Here is a 16,035-nt window from a genome sequence, read left to right as displayed (position 1 = left end):
TCACCCGCAAATGAGTTTGCACAAACGGCGACGTATTCGCCCTAATTTTCTGCGCGCCTTTGTCAACCGATAGTGAGCCAGGGTTGAGAAGGAAGGCGAGGCAAGCGGGCGGCATCGCCTTTCCTCAACAAGCCTAAGCATAAGCGACACATAGTTATTAGTCATCAAATCGGCGGTATAAGGGCACTGCAGCGCCTTGGCTCTAAGTTCGGCATAGCGGATGGGCATTTCGGCAAGGCGATCTGGAAAAGAATTCAGCGTGAAACCAAGACCAAAGGGGGCGGCATATTCCGGTAGCGAGCCACTATTCAAATACAGAATGGGCAGGCCGCACCGCATGCCTTCTATAAAGTGGTTCCCTGCGGCTTCATAGCGGGCGGCCGAAAGATAGACATGGTGCTGCCGTAGGGTGCTGCCGAGATCGCTGGGTGGCAATGGTGGCAATACCGTCGAATTGCTCAGTTGGACTCCGATTGGTAGACGACCAATGCAGGTAAAGGAGAAACGTTGCCTGAATGACGATTGCGCCAGCATTTCATCAAGGCGCTGATAAATGTCAAAACCCTTCAGGTAGTTGTTTGACCAGTGGTGTGTCACTATTCGCAGGGGGGTATCCACCACCCAGTCTGAATTGACATCAGGATAGAAAATCCTTTCGTCAGATCCGGTTGTGATGATGGAGTGGGGCCGTTGGGGGTCATACCCATGACTGATGAAGAGATCTCGGATAAACTGACTGACAAACACCACATGATCGGCTGCCGTAAATGCAAACTGGACCGCTTGGTTAAGGCCACCATTGACGCCGCGCGCCTCGTCCGAGGTGTTGACGCGATGCAAAACCACCGTCTGCGGATTTGCTTCCCGATAGGCCAAGATGTCCTGCACGGAGAAAGAGGAGGTGGCAGGGTGGTAATTGGATGAAACGATAAGAATTAGATCAAGCCCTGGGACAAGGGAACGAAAAACCTCGTGTCCATGGGCCTGCATAGCGCGCTCGACAAAGTTCGCAAAGATATTGCCGCCGCCATAAGCGCCAGCAATGGAATTAATGTTCATGGCTAGGCGCAGTTTCACGAGGCATTTCTCCGCAAATCAGCCCGGATTGGACGCAACCCTTCAAGTAAACCCAAGAAAGTGGCAACTCTCTTCTGGTAGGTGTGCGCGGAAAGAATATGGTTGTATGCCTGTTCGGCAATGCGCCAACTCAGGTCGGGGTTGCGCATCATTTCAATAACATCCGCCTGGTTGGACAGATCGCGCTTTAGCGGAATGTAATGAACACTGGGCAAAAGAATGTCGTTGTAGCGCCCTTCCATAAGAATTTGGCATGTCTTGGTGCCCGCGGCGTCAAAGTGCCGCGGCGAGATGATCTTGCCGGAGACGGGATTTGCATAGTTGGCAAAAAACCTATCGAAGACGTCATTGAACGATGCGCCGGGGTTCGCTTCTAGGAAATCATTAACGGCAAACCTTGTTCGGTCGTCATATTCAATAAAACTTGAACCAGCCTCGGAGGCGATCGTCATCTTGCACGACTGCAAGAACGCCGCCCATTGCGCTCGGGTAAAACGGCTGTTGGCGTCCGTCGAAATATCGATTTTTAGGTCTGGGATATCTTGCAGATGTTGCGTGAAGCAAAGAGCATTCTGCCGGTCCCGGTCGCCTAGATAGAAGGCAAAGTCGTGCGATCTGCTGCCAACGTCGATCGGGCGAAGCTGGGCATGGGGGCCTGGCTTGAAAACGTCGGGATTGAGAGCGTGCGGCAAGGAAAGAATGTGCAGATCCGTGTGCGGCCCATAGAACGATTCCGCTACGTCTTGAGGAAATTGGGAAACGATGACTTCAGCCCCAGTTGATTGGGCAAAGGCGATCTTTTCACGAAAAAGGCGGAATTCGTTGTCCAGGAAAAAGGCTTTTCTCGCCGCCAGTTTTGGCAACAAGCGACTAAGGTAATAGCGGGTCGCTCCACTTAGTTTGTAGTAACTGGAATGGCCAAGAACTATCCACTGGCAATTAAGCAGACCTAGCATCCCAATTTTAACGACATCCCATTTTGTCGCATTGCGCAGGTTGACAATCTTGAAACCTGCCTGGGCAAACGCGTCACGCCAATCCTGATAGTAGGAAAGCGTGTCGCTGTCGTCGATGGCGCAGATATAGATGTTAGCCATTCCGCTTCTTTATTAGCATTACCTGCTTCTCAAGATGTCTGGAGATGATTTCTGCGGCCCGATGCGAACCAGAGGTTTCAAAATGGACGAGATCGAAATAGTCTGACTGCAACTTGCCCATCTCCCTATCCAGGTCGATGATGTCGACAATTAGCTCGTCGCCAACTTGGCGGATCGATTCGTTGAATGCTGCGTAAAGCTCAGAATAGCGATCAAAATTTATGCCGCTCACAGACATTCTATCATAGGCGCTGCGCACTTCCTGCGATGCAAGCGGCCCGAACATATTTGGCTGGGTCATCAAGACAGGCTGGAACCCCAAATCGCGAGCCATATGAACGAAAAGTCGCAAATTTCCTTTGAAGGCCGCAATCATTGCATCTTCATCAAGGAGTCGGGGAGTAAGCCGTGTCGCTGCAAATTCGTCACCCTCGCCAGTCTTGAGAGGTTTCTGCAAAAGCACTCTAAGATTAGGAAAGGGGTGCTTGAACCAATCCGCTGCCGCATGAATTAGGGATCTTCCAGCAATGTTCTTCGCCTCGATCTCGATGATCGGCGATCGGCTGTGGGCTATCGGCCAGTAACTTCCTTCGTGCAGAAGCATGGACAGGTCATTGATCGCTTCCATAAACACGATAATGTCAGGCTTGGCGGGAGCAACTTTGTTGAGCAGGATATTCAAATTGTGAATCGATGTATTTGCGCTCTGTGCTGCGTTCAAGACGTTGACCTTCACTCCTGTCTTCTCGTGCAACTTTTTCGCGGCGAGATAAGGGAAGCGGTCCAGTTCGTCGAGGTAAAGATTTTCCGTGGTGGAACCGCCGAGAAAGGCGATGACGATATCCGGCCGGTCATGAAGCCTGACCGGTTCAATAAAACCGTTTGCATCTGTACGGATAGAGTACTCTGGCTTCAACCCTGGTCGGGTAGCCATGCTTGGTCGGGGCTTGCGCGTGTAAGTACTGGAGACAGGGTATTCGCGCAGACGAATATATCTCCCGGCCATGGTTTGCCCCGGATCCGAACTTAAGGCACCGATAATAACATCAGTTACTGCTAGCCCAATGACGAAAACAAGGAGAAGAAAGAGTGAAAGCGTCAGAATGGGGCGTTTAATGTTTGAAGGTACTGCCTTCTTGATATCTTGACCGCTTCTTGCGGCGGCCATCCAAAGCGCGAAAAGCCAGATCGCGCCAGCTACAATTCCCAATACAAAGGAAAGCGATCTGGTAAGTCCGATCAGACGAAATAGTGGGAAGTCTTCACCGCTCCCTAACTCCTGATGAATTAGCGGCAGAGCAATTAAAGTGACTGCAAGGCCCAAAAGGCAAAATCGAAAAAGTCGTTCGGGCATTGCAAGATTCAGTTTCATTGCTATGCCTGCAGCCGCTCGACGGCGGTTCGGCAAACGCGGGCGACCCCTTCGGACAGCGAAACTTGTGGCACAATGCCCAAAAGCTTGGACTGGCGGTCGAGCGACGGGCGCTTGATTAGCGTCATGCGCTCGGGCAGGTCGCGAATGCTGACCAGTTCCTTGGCGGCCCCTAGTTGAGTGCGCACCATCTCGGCCAAATCGGCTATCGGAACAATATCCGGATGGCCGATATTGATGATCGAGAATTCGTTGTAGTCGGCTGCGGCGGCAATGGCCCGCACGGCATCGTCGGCATGGAACCAGCCGCGCGCGCTTCCCTGATGTACTTCAATTGGCCAACCTTGCGCCAGCCTCCAGGCAAAGCGAATCATGGCAGACCGATGGTCTCCAAAGTCCTCGTTCTCGTCATACATCATGAATGGCCGCAGGATAACCGCCTTCATGCCGTGCTGCCTGACTTCGTATTCAACCAATTTCTCGCCAAGAAGTTTGGTCAATCCATAACGATTGTTGGGCATGGGGTCCGAGATGGCTTCGTCCATCGGGTCGCATTCCGGCCCATACACTTCCGACGTTGAAAAGAAGACGCATTTGGCGTTTGAGCGCTTGCACAGCTCAAGAACGTTGAAAAGTCCCTTAAGATTGGTCTCGACCGCCAGTCCGCCTGCCTGCTCGCAGGTGACTCTGCTGACCATGGCGGCCAGCAGGAAAACCACATCCGGTTTCCAGTCGAAGGCTGGCAGCAAATCCAGCGGCTGATTGATGTCAGCCATCAGGTAGTCATCGCGCCAAGCCGGATGATGATCCGATTCAAGCACCTGCCAGCCTTGCTTGCGCAGATGCTTCGATAGCGGAACGCCGATATTGCCCATGGAGCCGATGAGAAGCGCTTTACGCATCGCCACGCGCCTTTCTAAGCTGCCGGTCGGCTTCCGCCAGGATGCGCACAACGTCAAGGCTTGCCCTGCCGCTAGAAACAGGTTCGCTGCCGTTCTTGATGCAATCGACGAAATGCTGGCATTCAAGTTTCAACGGCTCGGCGCCGCTGATCCGCGGCAGAATCGTGTCGCCGCGCTTGAAGGTGATCGTTTCATACTGATAACGGTCAGCGTAGCCCCCCGAGCCAGCATCGGCGGCTTTCCTTCCATCGGCGTCGATATTGAAAATCGCCATTTTGTCGTTCATTTCCGCATCGTCCACCTGAATCATCTGGCTTGACCCGACGGCGGTCAGCAAGCGGACTTTCCTTGGGAACATCCAGCTGACATGTATCTGGGCCATTCGTCCGCTGGGGAAGCGAAGGGTCAGGAAGCAAACGTCCTCGATGCCCCGTTGCATATAGGCCTGTCCCATCGCCTGAATTTCGCAAGGAGTCTCGTTGATCAGGAAGAGCGCAAGCGCGATGTCGTGCGGCGCAAAGCTCCACATGACATTCTCATTTGTGCGGATGATGCCAAGGCTGGCGCGTTCCGACACGACGTAGCGCAAGTCGCCGAACTCGGGCAGGGCGACGCGGCGCTTTAGTTCGACATAGGCCGGGTGGTACAACAGCAAGTGCCCCACCATCAGCACCAGATTCTTGCGGGCGGCCAGCTCGGTCAGTTCTTCAGCTTGGCCTAGGTCAAGCACAAAAGGCTTTTCGACGAAGACGTGCTTTCCAGCCTCAAGAAACGCGCGCGCTAGGTCGTAATGCGTCGGGGCGGGCGTGGCGATCGCCACGGCATCGACGTCACTAGCCTTCAGCAAGTCGCGAAAGTCAGAGGTTATGACGGCGTTGGGATACTGGCGGGCCAGTTTGGCGGATTTGGCGCTGTCGTCGTCGCAAATCCTGCGCAGAAGGCCCCCTTCAACCGAGTTGAAGGAGCGCAATAAATTGCCGCCCCAGTAGCCGACGCCGATTTGTGCAAGACCGATCATGTGAAAACCCATTGATTGTAGCGAGTTGTAGATAGCATAGACTTGGCCTTGGTAAAAGGCGTCTAGTTTTGCGGTGCCCGCAGTCCGGCCAGCAGACTGACGACTGTCTCGGATGCCTTCCCGTCTCCGAAAGCGGCGGGCGGGCGCCCTTGAGGCAAGCGTAACAAGTGAATGGCGTTAAGAATCGCTTCCGGCTCGGCGGGGACTAGGCGATTCCAGCCGCCTTCCAGCGTCTCCACCCATTCGGTCTCGGGCCTGATGGTCAGGCAAGGAACGGCCAGCATGTGCGCCTCTTTCTGCACGCCCCCGGAATCGGTCAAGATTGCCAGCGCATTGGCTTCCAGCTTCAGCATGTCGAGATAGCCCACCGGGTCGATGAGCCGCAAGGCGCTTGGTTTTGGCGGCGCAAAGCCGCATAAGACGGCGCGGGTTCTGGGATGGACGGGAAAGATGACGGGTTGGCTTAGCCCGGCCATGGCGTCAAGAATGGCTCTTAGTTTGGCTGGGTCATCGACATTATAGGGCCTGTGCAGGGTCAGCAGATAATAGCCTTGCGGCGCTAGGCCAAGTTGACCGAAGCGCTGCGCTTTGGCCTCGGCTATTGGGCGGATCAGTCGAACGGCATCCAACATGGTGTCTCCGACCAGATGGACGCCCTTCTCGATTCCCTCCCGTCCCAGGTTGTCAACGGCAGTCCGCGTAGGGCAGAAAAGAAGGGTCGAGCAATGATCCGTGAGGACGCGGTTGATCTCTTCGGGCATCTCGCGATTAAAGGATCGCAAACCGGCTTCGACATGGGCCAAAGGAATACGCAGTTTGGCTGCCGCCAGCGCCCCCGCCAGGGTTGAGTTGGTGTCGCCGTAGACAAGAACGCAATCGGGCCTCTGGGTTTGCATGGCTTCTTCCAGGGCGATAAGCATGCGCCCAGTTTGCTGACCATGCGAACTGGAGCCAATGCCGAGATGGACGCTGGGTGCAGGCAGATTGAGTTCAGCAAAAAATACATCTGACATCGCGGCATCGTAATGCTGGCCCGTATGGACCAAATATTCCTCAATCCCAGCCGCCTTTAGGGCGCGGCAGACGGGCATGGCCTTGATGAATTGCGGGCGGGCGCCGACGACGGTAAGAAGGCGCACGGCTATTCTCCTTTGGAAACCATTGACCAATTCAGCGCCGTTCCTCTAGAAAGGGCGCTGCTGGCGCGCCGCCCCAGTAGGTCTGGCAGATGCTTGGGCGCCAAGCCGTATCCGGGGCGGATGGAGCGAACATTATCTTTGGTGAAGATCTCGCCTAGCGCGATGTCCTTAACGGCGTAGAGCGAGCGTCGAAAGACGATATTCGCCCGCTCGCTGCTTTTCAGACCGTAATCGATTCGACCCATCGCCGCATGCGCTGCGCGGCATCCTTGAACCAACCTTGCCAATTCGTCGGGTTCAAGGGAAAAAGCGGCGTCTGGCCCCCCGTCCGAACGCGCCAAAGTGACATGCTTCTCAATGACTTGCGCACCTAGGGCCACGGCAGCCGTCGAGACGGCGGTCTCCAGACTGTGATCTGAAAGGCCGACCAGTGTCTGGAATCGCTGGCCAAGATCGACCATGGTGCGCAGATTGGCGTCCTCTGGAGGGAGCGGGTAGCCGCTGACGCAATGAAGAAGGATCAGCTCCTTGCAGCCTGCCTGCCGCGCCGCCTGAACGGCCTCATCAATCTCACGCTCGTCCGCCATTCCGGTGGAAATGATGAGGGGCTTGCCAGTTTGCGCCGCTCTGCGAATCAAAGGTAAATCGACGCATTCGAAAGAGGCGATCTTGTAGGCCGGAACGTTCAGCTGTTCCAGAAAGTCGATCGCCGTTTCATCGAACGGCGTGCTGAAGACGCCAATTCCCAATGCGCGGGCCTTGGCGAATAGAGCCTCGTGCCATTCCCAGGGGGTTGATGCCTCCTGGTACAGTTGATAAAGCGATTTTCCATGCCAAAGGCCACCGGTGATAAAAAATTCCGGCCCATCATGGTCGATGGTGATGGTGTCTGCCGTATAGGTTTGCAGTTTGATGGCGTCGGCGCCTGCCTTGTGCGCCGCTTCAATCAAGGCCAGAGCGCGGTCCAGCGACCCATTGTGATTACCCGACATTTCAGCAATCACGTAGGGCGGTTGGTTTGGGCCAATTTCGCGGCCAGAAATGACGATGTTGTGGCTCATCGGGCATCCTCAATCACTTGAACCACTCGTCTTGCCCCCATGCCATCGCATACCGCCGCTGCCCTGACCGACATTGCCAGCCGTGCCCTCGCATCGCCAAGCAGGCGCGTTGCTTCCAAGGCAAGTTTATCACGTCCCAATGTAGTAAGTGCGCCCAGATTCAGGGCGGCGCCCATCCTGTCTAGCTCTTGGGCATTCGACCGCTGATTCTCCGCCAGCAGAAGAATCAACGAGGGCAGGCCCAGACAGCAACGCTCCCACGAGGTGATGCCGCCTGCGCCAATCGCCAGATCCGCCTTGACCATCAGCTTGCCCATGTCGTTGCTGTCCACATGGATGACAATCCGGTGCTTTGAGGTCTTGGCTTGCCTGCGCACGGCCGCAAGATGAGGCGCTTGGCTGCCCAGAACGACGTCAATCTCAAGCGGCTGGTCAATGAATTCCAAACATTCCAGGACCCATCCGGTGATGTTGTCGCCATCCATCAGCCCCAGAGACAGCAAGAGATGTCGGGCAGGATCGTCCTTCCGGCGAGCCAGCGCCGTCGAACGCATGTTGGAAAATTCGGCCCTGAGCAGGGCAAAAGAGGGACCCAGAAGCAGGCGAACATTCGGGGCGAGGGCAGCGCCCTCGTAAGAGGATTCCTGACCAAGATTCTGGTTGATAAGGATGTCGCATTCATGCCGGGGACTGGGGATGTCTTCAAAAGACAACAGGACGTCCGCCGATTTGCGCCAAATTTGTTCAAGCGAATAAGACGATTCCGGGCTATCGACAACGACAAGTTCCCAAGTCTGCGGCACAAGGTCAAGCGGCGAAGGTAGGCGCAGAAAGCGATGTCCCGCCCGAGCCAACGCGGGAACGAGTGTGGCAAGGTCGTATGAAGATGCAAAAACGCAACGCCAGCCACGCGCCGTCATGTGATCTGCAAGCGCCAAACAGCGCATCACATGCCCGCCACCTAGCTGGGCTGAGGCGTCACAACGAAAAAGCGCCTGTTTTGGCCGTGTCATGCGTCTGGGGCCAATTTCCCCATGAGGATGCCATCAACCCACTCGCCCTCACAGAAATAGTGGCTTTTCTGCAGCGCCTCGGTTCTGAAACCTGCCTTTTCAAAGGCCCGGACGGAAGCCTGGTTGACGCAATACATGCCAGCCGTAACCTTGTGCAGGGCCAGGGCGGAAAAGGCGAAGCGTGCGCCAAGACCGATGGCGGCGGCTCCGACGCCCCTTCCTCGGCAATCCGGCTCGCCGATGATGATGGCCATGTCCGTTCTGCGATGAAAATAATTGATGTCGGAAAGCCTTAGGTTGCCGACATGACGGCCATCGCTGAGAATTCGAAATAGTCTTGCGGATGCTCCGGCGTTGCTGGCTTCGACATAGGCTTCCGCTTCCTCCCGGCTGTAGGAGCGATAGCGCGCCTCGGTATAGCGCATGGTGACGGGATCGTTAATCCAGCCGAGGTAGCGCTCGCTGACATGCTCACGGCCAAATAGGGCCAATTCGACATTGCCGCTTTTAAGGACAGGGGCATCGTTCATGCGCGGTCTCCCGTAGCTGCCGGCTTCCTAGCGGACCTTGAAGACAGGCTCAATCACCGGCAGGCCAAGCCGATCTTCCAGCTTGCCGCCATCCAATTCGCAGGCCACGATCGACAGCGCCGATTCATAGGCTGCCAACACATTGACGACATCTGCCTCATTGTGGGCGTAAGTGACGTTGTGGCTGGCGTTGACCAATATCCCGGCCCGCAGCATCTCGCGCAAGAACAGGGTCTTGATGGCCTCCTTGCGGGCCTTGGGGTGATCGGTCACACCCAGGATCATCCAAGGCGCGCTGCCGGACAGTGTAATGACCCCTTCGAGTCCCGCGGCCTTAATGCGTTCCCGCGCGCCAGTAGCGAGCCTAGCGCCCGTAGACCAGAGCCGTTCGATCACTGGCTCGCGCTCCATTTTGTCAATGGTGGCGATCGAGGCGGCCAGGGACAAAGCCTCGCCGCCGAAAGTCGAGGAGATAAAAATTTCCTCCATTTCGCGCATATATCTACCCTTGCCGACAACGGCGGCTATGGGCAGGCCGTTGGCCATGGCTTTGCCGAAACATGCAAGGTCTGGCGTGACGCTGAAGTAGCTTTGAGCGCCGCCTAGGGCATAGCGAAAACCCGTAATCACTTCGTCAAAGACAAACAGAGCGCCATGTTGGTGGGCCAATTCCATCATCTCGGCCAGGAATCCCTGGTAAGGTTCGATGGCGCCCATTGGCTCCATAATAATGGCCGCGAACTCTCCAGGATGTGACAGCAGCGTTTCGCGCAGCTTGTCCAGGTTGTTGTAGGCCAGCATATGCGTAAGGCCGCTCACGGCGGCGGGCACGCCTTTGTTGCGCGTCGTGGCGCCGATGTACCAATCTTGCCAGCCATGATAGCCGCAAACCGCGATGCGGTCGCGGCGCGTGGCCGCGCGTGCGATGCGAACGGCAGCGGAGGTCGCATCGGTTCCGTTTTTGCCGAAACGCACCATTTCCGCGCAAGGGATCAAACGAGCGAATCGCTCGGCCAACTGGGTTTCCAATTCCGTGGCAAGACTCATCGATACGCCATTGGTCAATTGGCGACGAACCGCTTGATCGACATCCTGGTCCTGGTAGCCCAAAACGACCGGCAACAAGCCGGAAACAAGATCAACATACTCGTTTCCGTCAATGTCCCAGGACCTGCCGCCCTCGCCATGCGTGAGGAAAAGCGGCGCTTTTGGCGCTGGCCACTGTATGTGGGATTTGCTGAAGGTTTGGCAGGCCAGAGGAATGGTTTTCACCGCCCGCTCAAACATGGCTTTTGATGCAGTGTAGTCTCGCTCCTGCGGGACTGGTTCGGCGGCAAGAGAGCGCGCCAGCCCTTCGTTGCGAACCGACCCAGAATTGATCTTGCGCAGATCGGGTTCTGCCATCAAAACCGACAAGACATCAAGGTAAGACGGACGGCGGTCTTTGGGCAGCCTTTCAATGACGGCCTTCAGAAATTCCAGATCTTCGGGATAGTCCACCGTCCAGCGCTCGTGCGACAGGTTCGGCAGAGGGCAGACCAGAAGTTCCACCTTGAAGCGATGGCGGTTATTGCGCAGCCAAGGCGTGACATGCTCGCGCTCCGGCTTGCGCTTGGCGTGCTTGGCCGCCGTTTCCAGGGCGGCAAAAGTCATGGCCTCGGCATCGAGTCCGTCCGGCCAGGAAGGCGGATTGCACGATGCCGCGTAATCGGCGCCCGTCATGCGCAACAACATCAATACTTGGCCGCAGACGATTGGATCGAGCAAAGGGCAATCGCCGACCAGGCGCAGAACGGTTTCGGCGCCTTCCGATTTGGCCGCCTGATAGAAGCGATCCAAGACGTCTTCTTCGGAGCCGCGATGACAAGCCGCGCCGTTGGCCTGACACCAAGCCGCAATTGCATCGTCGGATGGCGCGCTTGAGGTGGCGACGGCGACTTTGTCGACGCCCGGTATCAATGACGCCCCCTCGACGCACCACTGTAATAGTGGCTTGCCGCAGAGATCGGTCAACATCTTGCCGGGAAAGCGCGAGGAACCCATGCGGGCTTGGATGAGGGCAAGCGTTGTCATAGTTCTATCATTCTTTCAATGAAGTCGGGCGCAACCCGCCCGATTGAGTGACAAGAATATGTCGTGAAGACTAGGCCCACAAGAAAAAGCAGATCGACATGGATTGGCGCTTTCCGGCTAAGGAATAGGATATTTCGGACAGGGCGATGCTTGTTGCTTCGGTTTTTGATGCCTGATGGCCTTCGATGACAATTGGAACTGGCGTCTTCGCCAAGTCCTCGGCCATGGGTACGGTATAATTGGCAATAAATCCACAGCGTATGCGTCTCGTTTCAGGCAACGTCAGAAGGTTCACTTTCCTGACTGCGGTGACAAGGGCTGTCAACAAGTCAGTCGGTATTGTAGGCGGCGCGAGTAAGGCCTTCGCCCGCCAAGGTGATGATAGCGTTATGTCAGCAACAAGCGCGTCTCCCTTGCAAGATTGCAATCGAATCGGCGCAGATAACGCCGGATCTTCACGAAATACGATAGAACCCCGCCGCTCGTTTGCCCGCCACCTTAAATGCAGAGGAGACAACGCCAGTGCTTCGTCATCTGGTTCGCAGGAGTCAAAGAGATAAAAACGCCCGTTTCTAGTTGTCTCGTGGGAGTACTTGCAGTGCTCTACGCGCAGAACGCCAAGCGATCTGGTCAAAGCTGGTAGGCTTTGCTCAAGAAAGGAGATCGCCTGACCGGTTAGGACGGATGCCTGAATATACGGGCGCCCCTCCTCGAACCAGAGGGTTGTTGGCGGGCTGGTTTTTGGATGGGGTATCAAGGACATCATATTGTCTCAGGCAACTTCGTCATCTCAAGGAATTCGTCGCCCCACTGTCTGGCCATTGCCGGATAGACGCCATTCTTCATCTCTGCGATCAGCATGTCGTACTGCTGCTGAGACGAGTAAACCCATATCTCCGTCGAACCGAGCTTGACGCCGGAATAAATGCCGTGCTTCTTCAGGACATATCCCGCAAATCTCTCCAACTCGAAATTCTCATTGTTTATGATTCTGATCAAGAAGGCAGCTTCTTTCTGTAGGTTGTCCCGATCGATGTATTTTAGCGCGATTGGCTTATCGTAATGGATTGGATGCGGAAAAAGCTGTGGCATCGTCATTTCCGGCAGACGAATTATGGAGTTCTTGCCAAAGCCCGTGCCGAGAAGAGCGACCTTGCCGCCTCGCTCGTGAAATTTGAACCAAGGCGAACCGGGACCCATGGGAAAGGGAGCGGCCGAGATATGCTCTTGTACCAGTTCGGTCGCATCAGGCCCCCAGACACTGATATTGTACCAAGGCGCCACGCTGCGCACGACATCGCTTTTCCTTCTGAAAAGCTCGGTAATAAGCCCGCGCGAAGAAGGTGCGGTTCTATAGTCGAAGAGACTTCCATTAAAGAAACGGCCAAGGGGATGGCCCGCCTGTTTGGATTCAGTCGGCATGAGAACATGGCCAGTTGGTCCTACCGCATCAATCAACAAATCAATAACGGCTAGGCTGTAGGGAATGAGGCTGGTCGGCGTTTCGTCATCGGGAAGCGGCCAGCCATCCATCAAACGGCGGGTTGAGCTGTGCACAAGCACCAAATCCCCCTTGCGCACCCCGGTTTGTTCAAGCGCCGCGCGCAGTTTCGAAAGAGGCACTGGAAAACGTGCCTCGGGCTTTGGCTCTGGCCGAACGTCGCGCATCTGCGCTAGGCAAGAGCGCATGATGTTCAGCCGACGCATTCCTATTGGCCCAAGCATGGACTTTATAAGGCGGGGTAGGGCGCTCATAACGTCGCTTTCAGGATGTCAGCATGCTGGTCAGTTGATCCATCATGATTCATAATGTATTATTTGCGTTCAAAGTCAGTGCCTTTGCTGCAAGTCCGGGCGGGAAAGGACGAGAATTATTCAGGCCCGCCTACCATGAATAAATGCCCCACGTAAGGGGGATATTTCATCTTCACATGGCTATTGTCGGAAGTCTATTCTTCGGTGCCCGCATGCCCCTTGGCTTGCTGTGCGTCTGAGGTCCAGGAAGCAACGAGATGATCCCGATCGACACCGATCCTTCTAACGCGACAGTTGACTGCCTTATCCTTGTCAAGCGACTGGCGTCCGAGCCGGATATGATTGCCAGGATGGCCTGGAGGGCGCTGGAAGATTTTGTGGACGAAGCGAAAGCCAACGATTTTCCAATCCCCAAGGAATTGCGCCATCCCCCCATTGAAATGTTGGCCAATCATGGGATGTCGGGGGCGATTTCCTTGACCAGCATCGTACTGGCGACCGCCTTGGATCGTGGCGGACTTTCCTGCGCCATAGTCGACGATGACGACCTATTTGAGAAATATGGCGACCTTGCCACAAGGGAACTGCGTCGCGCCAGGGTGATCGCCGTCTCGACGACCTACATCACCAGCCGTTTCGAGCTGGAAGAGTTTTTGGCGCAGATCCGCACCGCCGCACCCGACATTCCAATTATTTTGGGCGGGCAGGGGTTGATGGCGCTGCGGCTGAATCCTTTGACAGAGCCGGAACCAACATTATTCGACGGCGTGGCCGCCATCGTTATGGGGGAGGCGGATGAACTGATCGCGCCTCTCGTCGGCTTTTTCAGCCAAGGCCGACCACGGCCTGAACTCCCCGGCATCCTTTATAAAGACGGATTAAGCTGGCACGGCAGCGACAAGCCAGCTTCCGTCGAGTTGGATCATGTGCCGATTCCCGACTACAGCCTAATCGATAAATGCCGCATCAACGCCGACCGTTTTGATCGCAGTCTGTACCGCCCGCAATTCCCTTCTCTAGAGGAAGGAAGAGGCTGCGTTTTCAAGTGCCGCTTCTGTTCCTATCATACATACTCGGCCTTCCGAAGAAAAAGTCCGCAACGTATCGTCGATGAAATGGCGGCAATGAAGCGCCAAGGCTTCACGGGCGTCTCCTTCGTAGGGGCGGAATTTATTGCCCCCATTAAGCACAGCCGTAGCGTTTTTGAGGCCATCAGAGACTCCGGCCTGAACATGACGCTGTGGATGTACGCAAGGCTTGATCTGCTTTCCAGGCACACGGATCTGCTGGACCTAATGGTCGATGCCGGTGTAAGCGACATAACTTTTGGCATGGAATCGGGTGACGAGTCGATTTTGATGGAAATGAAAAAGTATTACAATGTCGGGGAAATGGTGCAGGGAGCCAAACTGGCAAAGCAGAAAGGCATCAAGGTCACGGCCTCCTTTATTCTTGGCTACCCCGGCGAAACAGAAAAGACGATTTCCAACACCCTGGACGCGCTGACCGCCAGCAATTTCGACTTCGTCTTCCTGCATCCTTTGGGCATTGTGCGCGACACCCCGCTTTGGAATCTTCGAGAGAAATACGGAATTACGATGACGGAAAGCGGCTTATGGTCCCATAAGACAATGAGTTTGCACCAACTGCCCCAGCATATCCAGTACGTTATGCGTCGATTGATCGAGGGTACAGACAGCTTGTTCGTCAATATTTTGCGCAACCATGCGCCCGGCTTTGTCAATCCTGGCGCGGTCGACTACAACCAGCGCCTTGAGGAGGCGACCAGAGTCCTCCAACGGATTCTTCTTGCGGAATGGACTGAGGGAACAACGCAGGAGGCCAAGAGGAGAATTTGGCAGGAACTGTGCGTCACGGCCAATCAGTTGCCGGCGAGAATAATTAAACGGCTGAGTCCGCAGGCGGCGGTGTAGAATTGCCGTAGAACGCGCGATCATATAATTCAAAGGAGACTATGGACATGACGAATAGTAAGGCAGAAATCACTAAAGCGCTTTTGGCGATGATTGCAGAAATTCGTCCGAAAGCCCCAGCGTTGAGTTGGCAGGCAGAGAAAATTTTGGGAGCGGTTTTGGACAAGGATATGGGACTCGACAGCCTCGACGTCATCAACCTCTACTTTAAAATTGAAAAAACATTTTCGTTCAAGATTTCCGCCGAGGACATTTCAAGTCATGGACTTTCCAGCATTGGAGCGCTGACCGACTATATATCAGAAAAAACTACGCCATAGTGATCATTACATTCTGATCGGGAACCCGATATTCTTTAGGTGGCGCTTCAGTTGAATGATGTTGTTGTCTGAAAAGACAAGCATGGTGCCAATGGCAATCGAGTCCACACCTTCAGTCATAGCGTGGGCAAGGTGGTCCAGCGATCCTGCGCCGCCTTCAAGAATCATTGGAACGTCGCCAATGGCGCGTGCTGCTTGCCACAATTGAATATCAAGCCCTGTCCGAGTTCCCTCTCGGTCGACGGACGTCAGTTTGATCTCCCCGGCGCCTAGCCGGAGCGCCATGACCACCCAGTCCTGCCAAGGCTGCTCAAAGCACGTTCCCTTGAGATGATCATAGATAAGCCAGCCATGCCTATCCCGAACCAAGTCCAGGGCAAGAGCCACCGCCTGACTGCCAAAGGCGTGGGCCAGCTCTTCGATAAGCGAAGGTTTGGCAAGAGCTGTCGAGTTGACGCATAATTTGTCAGCGCCGGAGCCAAGACAGGAGCGTCCGATCTCAGGTGAAACGATGCCTCCACCAACAGTAAGGGGCGACATGCAGTTTCTTGCAACCGCGCGAACGGCCTCTAGATCAGGCCCCCTTCCTTCCCGAGCGGCGTCTATATCGACTAAAATCAATTCATCCGCTTTCTGTGCGTCATAGGCCTTTGCGGTCGTTGCTGGCGCTCCGGCATCTTGATGATTGGCGTAGGAAACGCCCTTCACCAAACGCTGCTTGCGCAGCAGCATCGAAGGAATTAT

Annotated in this window: 14 protein-coding genes; 2 read left to right on the top strand and 12 right to left on the bottom strand. The window is 55.3% G+C overall.

Translation table 11 applies throughout. From position 1 onward, the window contains the following. The 11 genes from HQL44_05330 to HQL44_05280 all read right to left on the bottom strand — a co-directional run bounded on the left by HQL44_05330 (position 1) and on the right by HQL44_05280 (position 12,950). Positions 1 to 1,077 carry a glycosyltransferase gene (locus tag HQL44_05330; protein ID MBF0267992.1) on the bottom strand — a complete coding sequence of 359 codons (1,077 nt, stop codon included), beginning with the start codon at positions 1,075 to 1,077 and terminating at the stop codon, positions 1 to 3. Next, the gene (locus tag HQL44_05325) at positions 1,074 to 2,174 is read right to left on the bottom strand and encodes a glycosyltransferase family 1 protein (GenBank protein MBF0267991.1); all 1,101 of its coding nucleotides are present in this window, start codon (positions 2,172 to 2,174) and stop codon (positions 1,074 to 1,076) included. Before HQL44_05325 ends, HQL44_05330 begins: the two co-directional genes overlap by 4 nt. Further along, positions 2,167 to 3,546, bottom strand: coding sequence for an SGNH/GDSL hydrolase family protein (locus HQL44_05320; GenBank protein ID MBF0267990.1), 1,380 nt, complete (start codon positions 3,544 to 3,546; stop codon positions 2,167 to 2,169). Before HQL44_05320 ends, HQL44_05325 begins: the two co-directional genes overlap by 8 nt. Before the next feature lie 2 nt (positions 3,547 to 3,548). Then, complete coding sequence (locus HQL44_05315; protein ID MBF0267989.1) at positions 3,549 to 4,448, bottom strand: NAD(P)-dependent oxidoreductase; 900 nt, start codon at positions 4,446 to 4,448, stop codon at positions 3,549 to 3,551. After that, the gene (locus tag HQL44_05310; protein MBF0267988.1) at positions 4,441 to 5,466 is read right to left on the bottom strand and encodes a Gfo/Idh/MocA family oxidoreductase; all 1,026 of its coding nucleotides are present in this window, start codon (positions 5,464 to 5,466) and stop codon (positions 4,441 to 4,443) included. Before HQL44_05310 ends, HQL44_05315 begins: the two co-directional genes overlap by 8 nt. A 62-nt stretch (positions 5,467 to 5,528) precedes the next feature. Next, entirely contained in the window at positions 5,529 to 6,611 is a 1,083-nt protein-coding gene (wecB, locus tag HQL44_05305; protein MBF0267987.1) for a UDP-N-acetylglucosamine 2-epimerase (non-hydrolyzing), read from the bottom strand. Beyond that, positions 6,608 to 7,666, bottom strand: coding sequence for a pseudaminic acid synthase (gene pseI / locus HQL44_05300; protein MBF0267986.1), 1,059 nt, complete (start codon positions 7,664 to 7,666; stop codon positions 6,608 to 6,610). The genes wecB and pseI overlap by 4 nt, the downstream gene beginning before the upstream one ends. Continuing rightward, entirely contained in the window at positions 7,663 to 8,679 is a 1,017-nt protein-coding gene (pseG, locus tag HQL44_05295) for a UDP-2,4-diacetamido-2,4,6-trideoxy-beta-L-altropyranose hydrolase (GenBank protein ID MBF0267985.1), read from the bottom strand. Before pseG ends, pseI begins: the two co-directional genes overlap by 4 nt. Continuing rightward, positions 8,676 to 9,209 (bottom strand): GNAT family N-acetyltransferase, encoded by a 534-nt coding sequence (locus tag HQL44_05290; GenBank protein ID MBF0267984.1) that lies wholly within the window; start codon positions 9,207 to 9,209, stop codon positions 8,676 to 8,678. Before HQL44_05290 ends, pseG begins: the two co-directional genes overlap by 4 nt. 27 nt (positions 9,210 to 9,236) lie before the next feature. After that, complete coding sequence (locus tag HQL44_05285; GenBank protein MBF0267983.1) at positions 9,237 to 11,282, bottom strand: aminotransferase class III-fold pyridoxal phosphate-dependent enzyme; 2,046 nt, start codon at positions 11,280 to 11,282, stop codon at positions 9,237 to 9,239. Positions 11,283 to 12,044: 762 nt separating this feature from the next. Next, positions 12,045 to 12,950: an AAC(3) family N-acetyltransferase gene (locus HQL44_05280; GenBank protein MBF0267982.1), complete on the bottom strand. Its 906-nt coding sequence runs from the start codon at positions 12,948 to 12,950 to the stop codon at positions 12,045 to 12,047. Positions 12,951 to 13,294: 344 nt separating this feature from the next. On the opposite strand from HQL44_05280, the gene HQL44_05275 reads away from it, so the two are divergent. After that, positions 13,295 to 14,971, top strand: coding sequence for a radical SAM protein (locus HQL44_05275; protein ID MBF0267981.1), 1,677 nt, complete (start codon positions 13,295 to 13,297; stop codon positions 14,969 to 14,971). A 47-nt stretch (positions 14,972 to 15,018) separates the two neighbouring features. Then, positions 15,019 to 15,291 carry an acyl carrier protein gene (locus HQL44_05270; GenBank protein ID MBF0267980.1) on the top strand — a complete coding sequence of 91 codons (273 nt, stop codon included), beginning with the start codon at positions 15,019 to 15,021 and terminating at the stop codon, positions 15,289 to 15,291. 6 nt (positions 15,292 to 15,297) lie between these two features. On the opposite strand, the gene HQL44_05265 is transcribed toward HQL44_05270, so the two are convergent. Then, entirely contained in the window at positions 15,298 to 16,023 is a 726-nt protein-coding gene (locus tag HQL44_05265; protein ID MBF0267979.1) for an imidazole glycerol phosphate synthase subunit HisF, read from the bottom strand. Between the last annotated feature and the right edge of the window lie 12 nt (positions 16,024 to 16,035).

The sequence above is a fragment of the Alphaproteobacteria bacterium genome (assembly GCA_015231795.1).
Classification (GTDB): Bacteria; Pseudomonadota; Alphaproteobacteria; order Rhodospirillales; family WMHbin7; genus WMHbin7.
The sequence above is the reverse complement of the archived record's forward strand: the minus strand, read 5'-3'. Positions and strand labels throughout refer to the sequence as shown.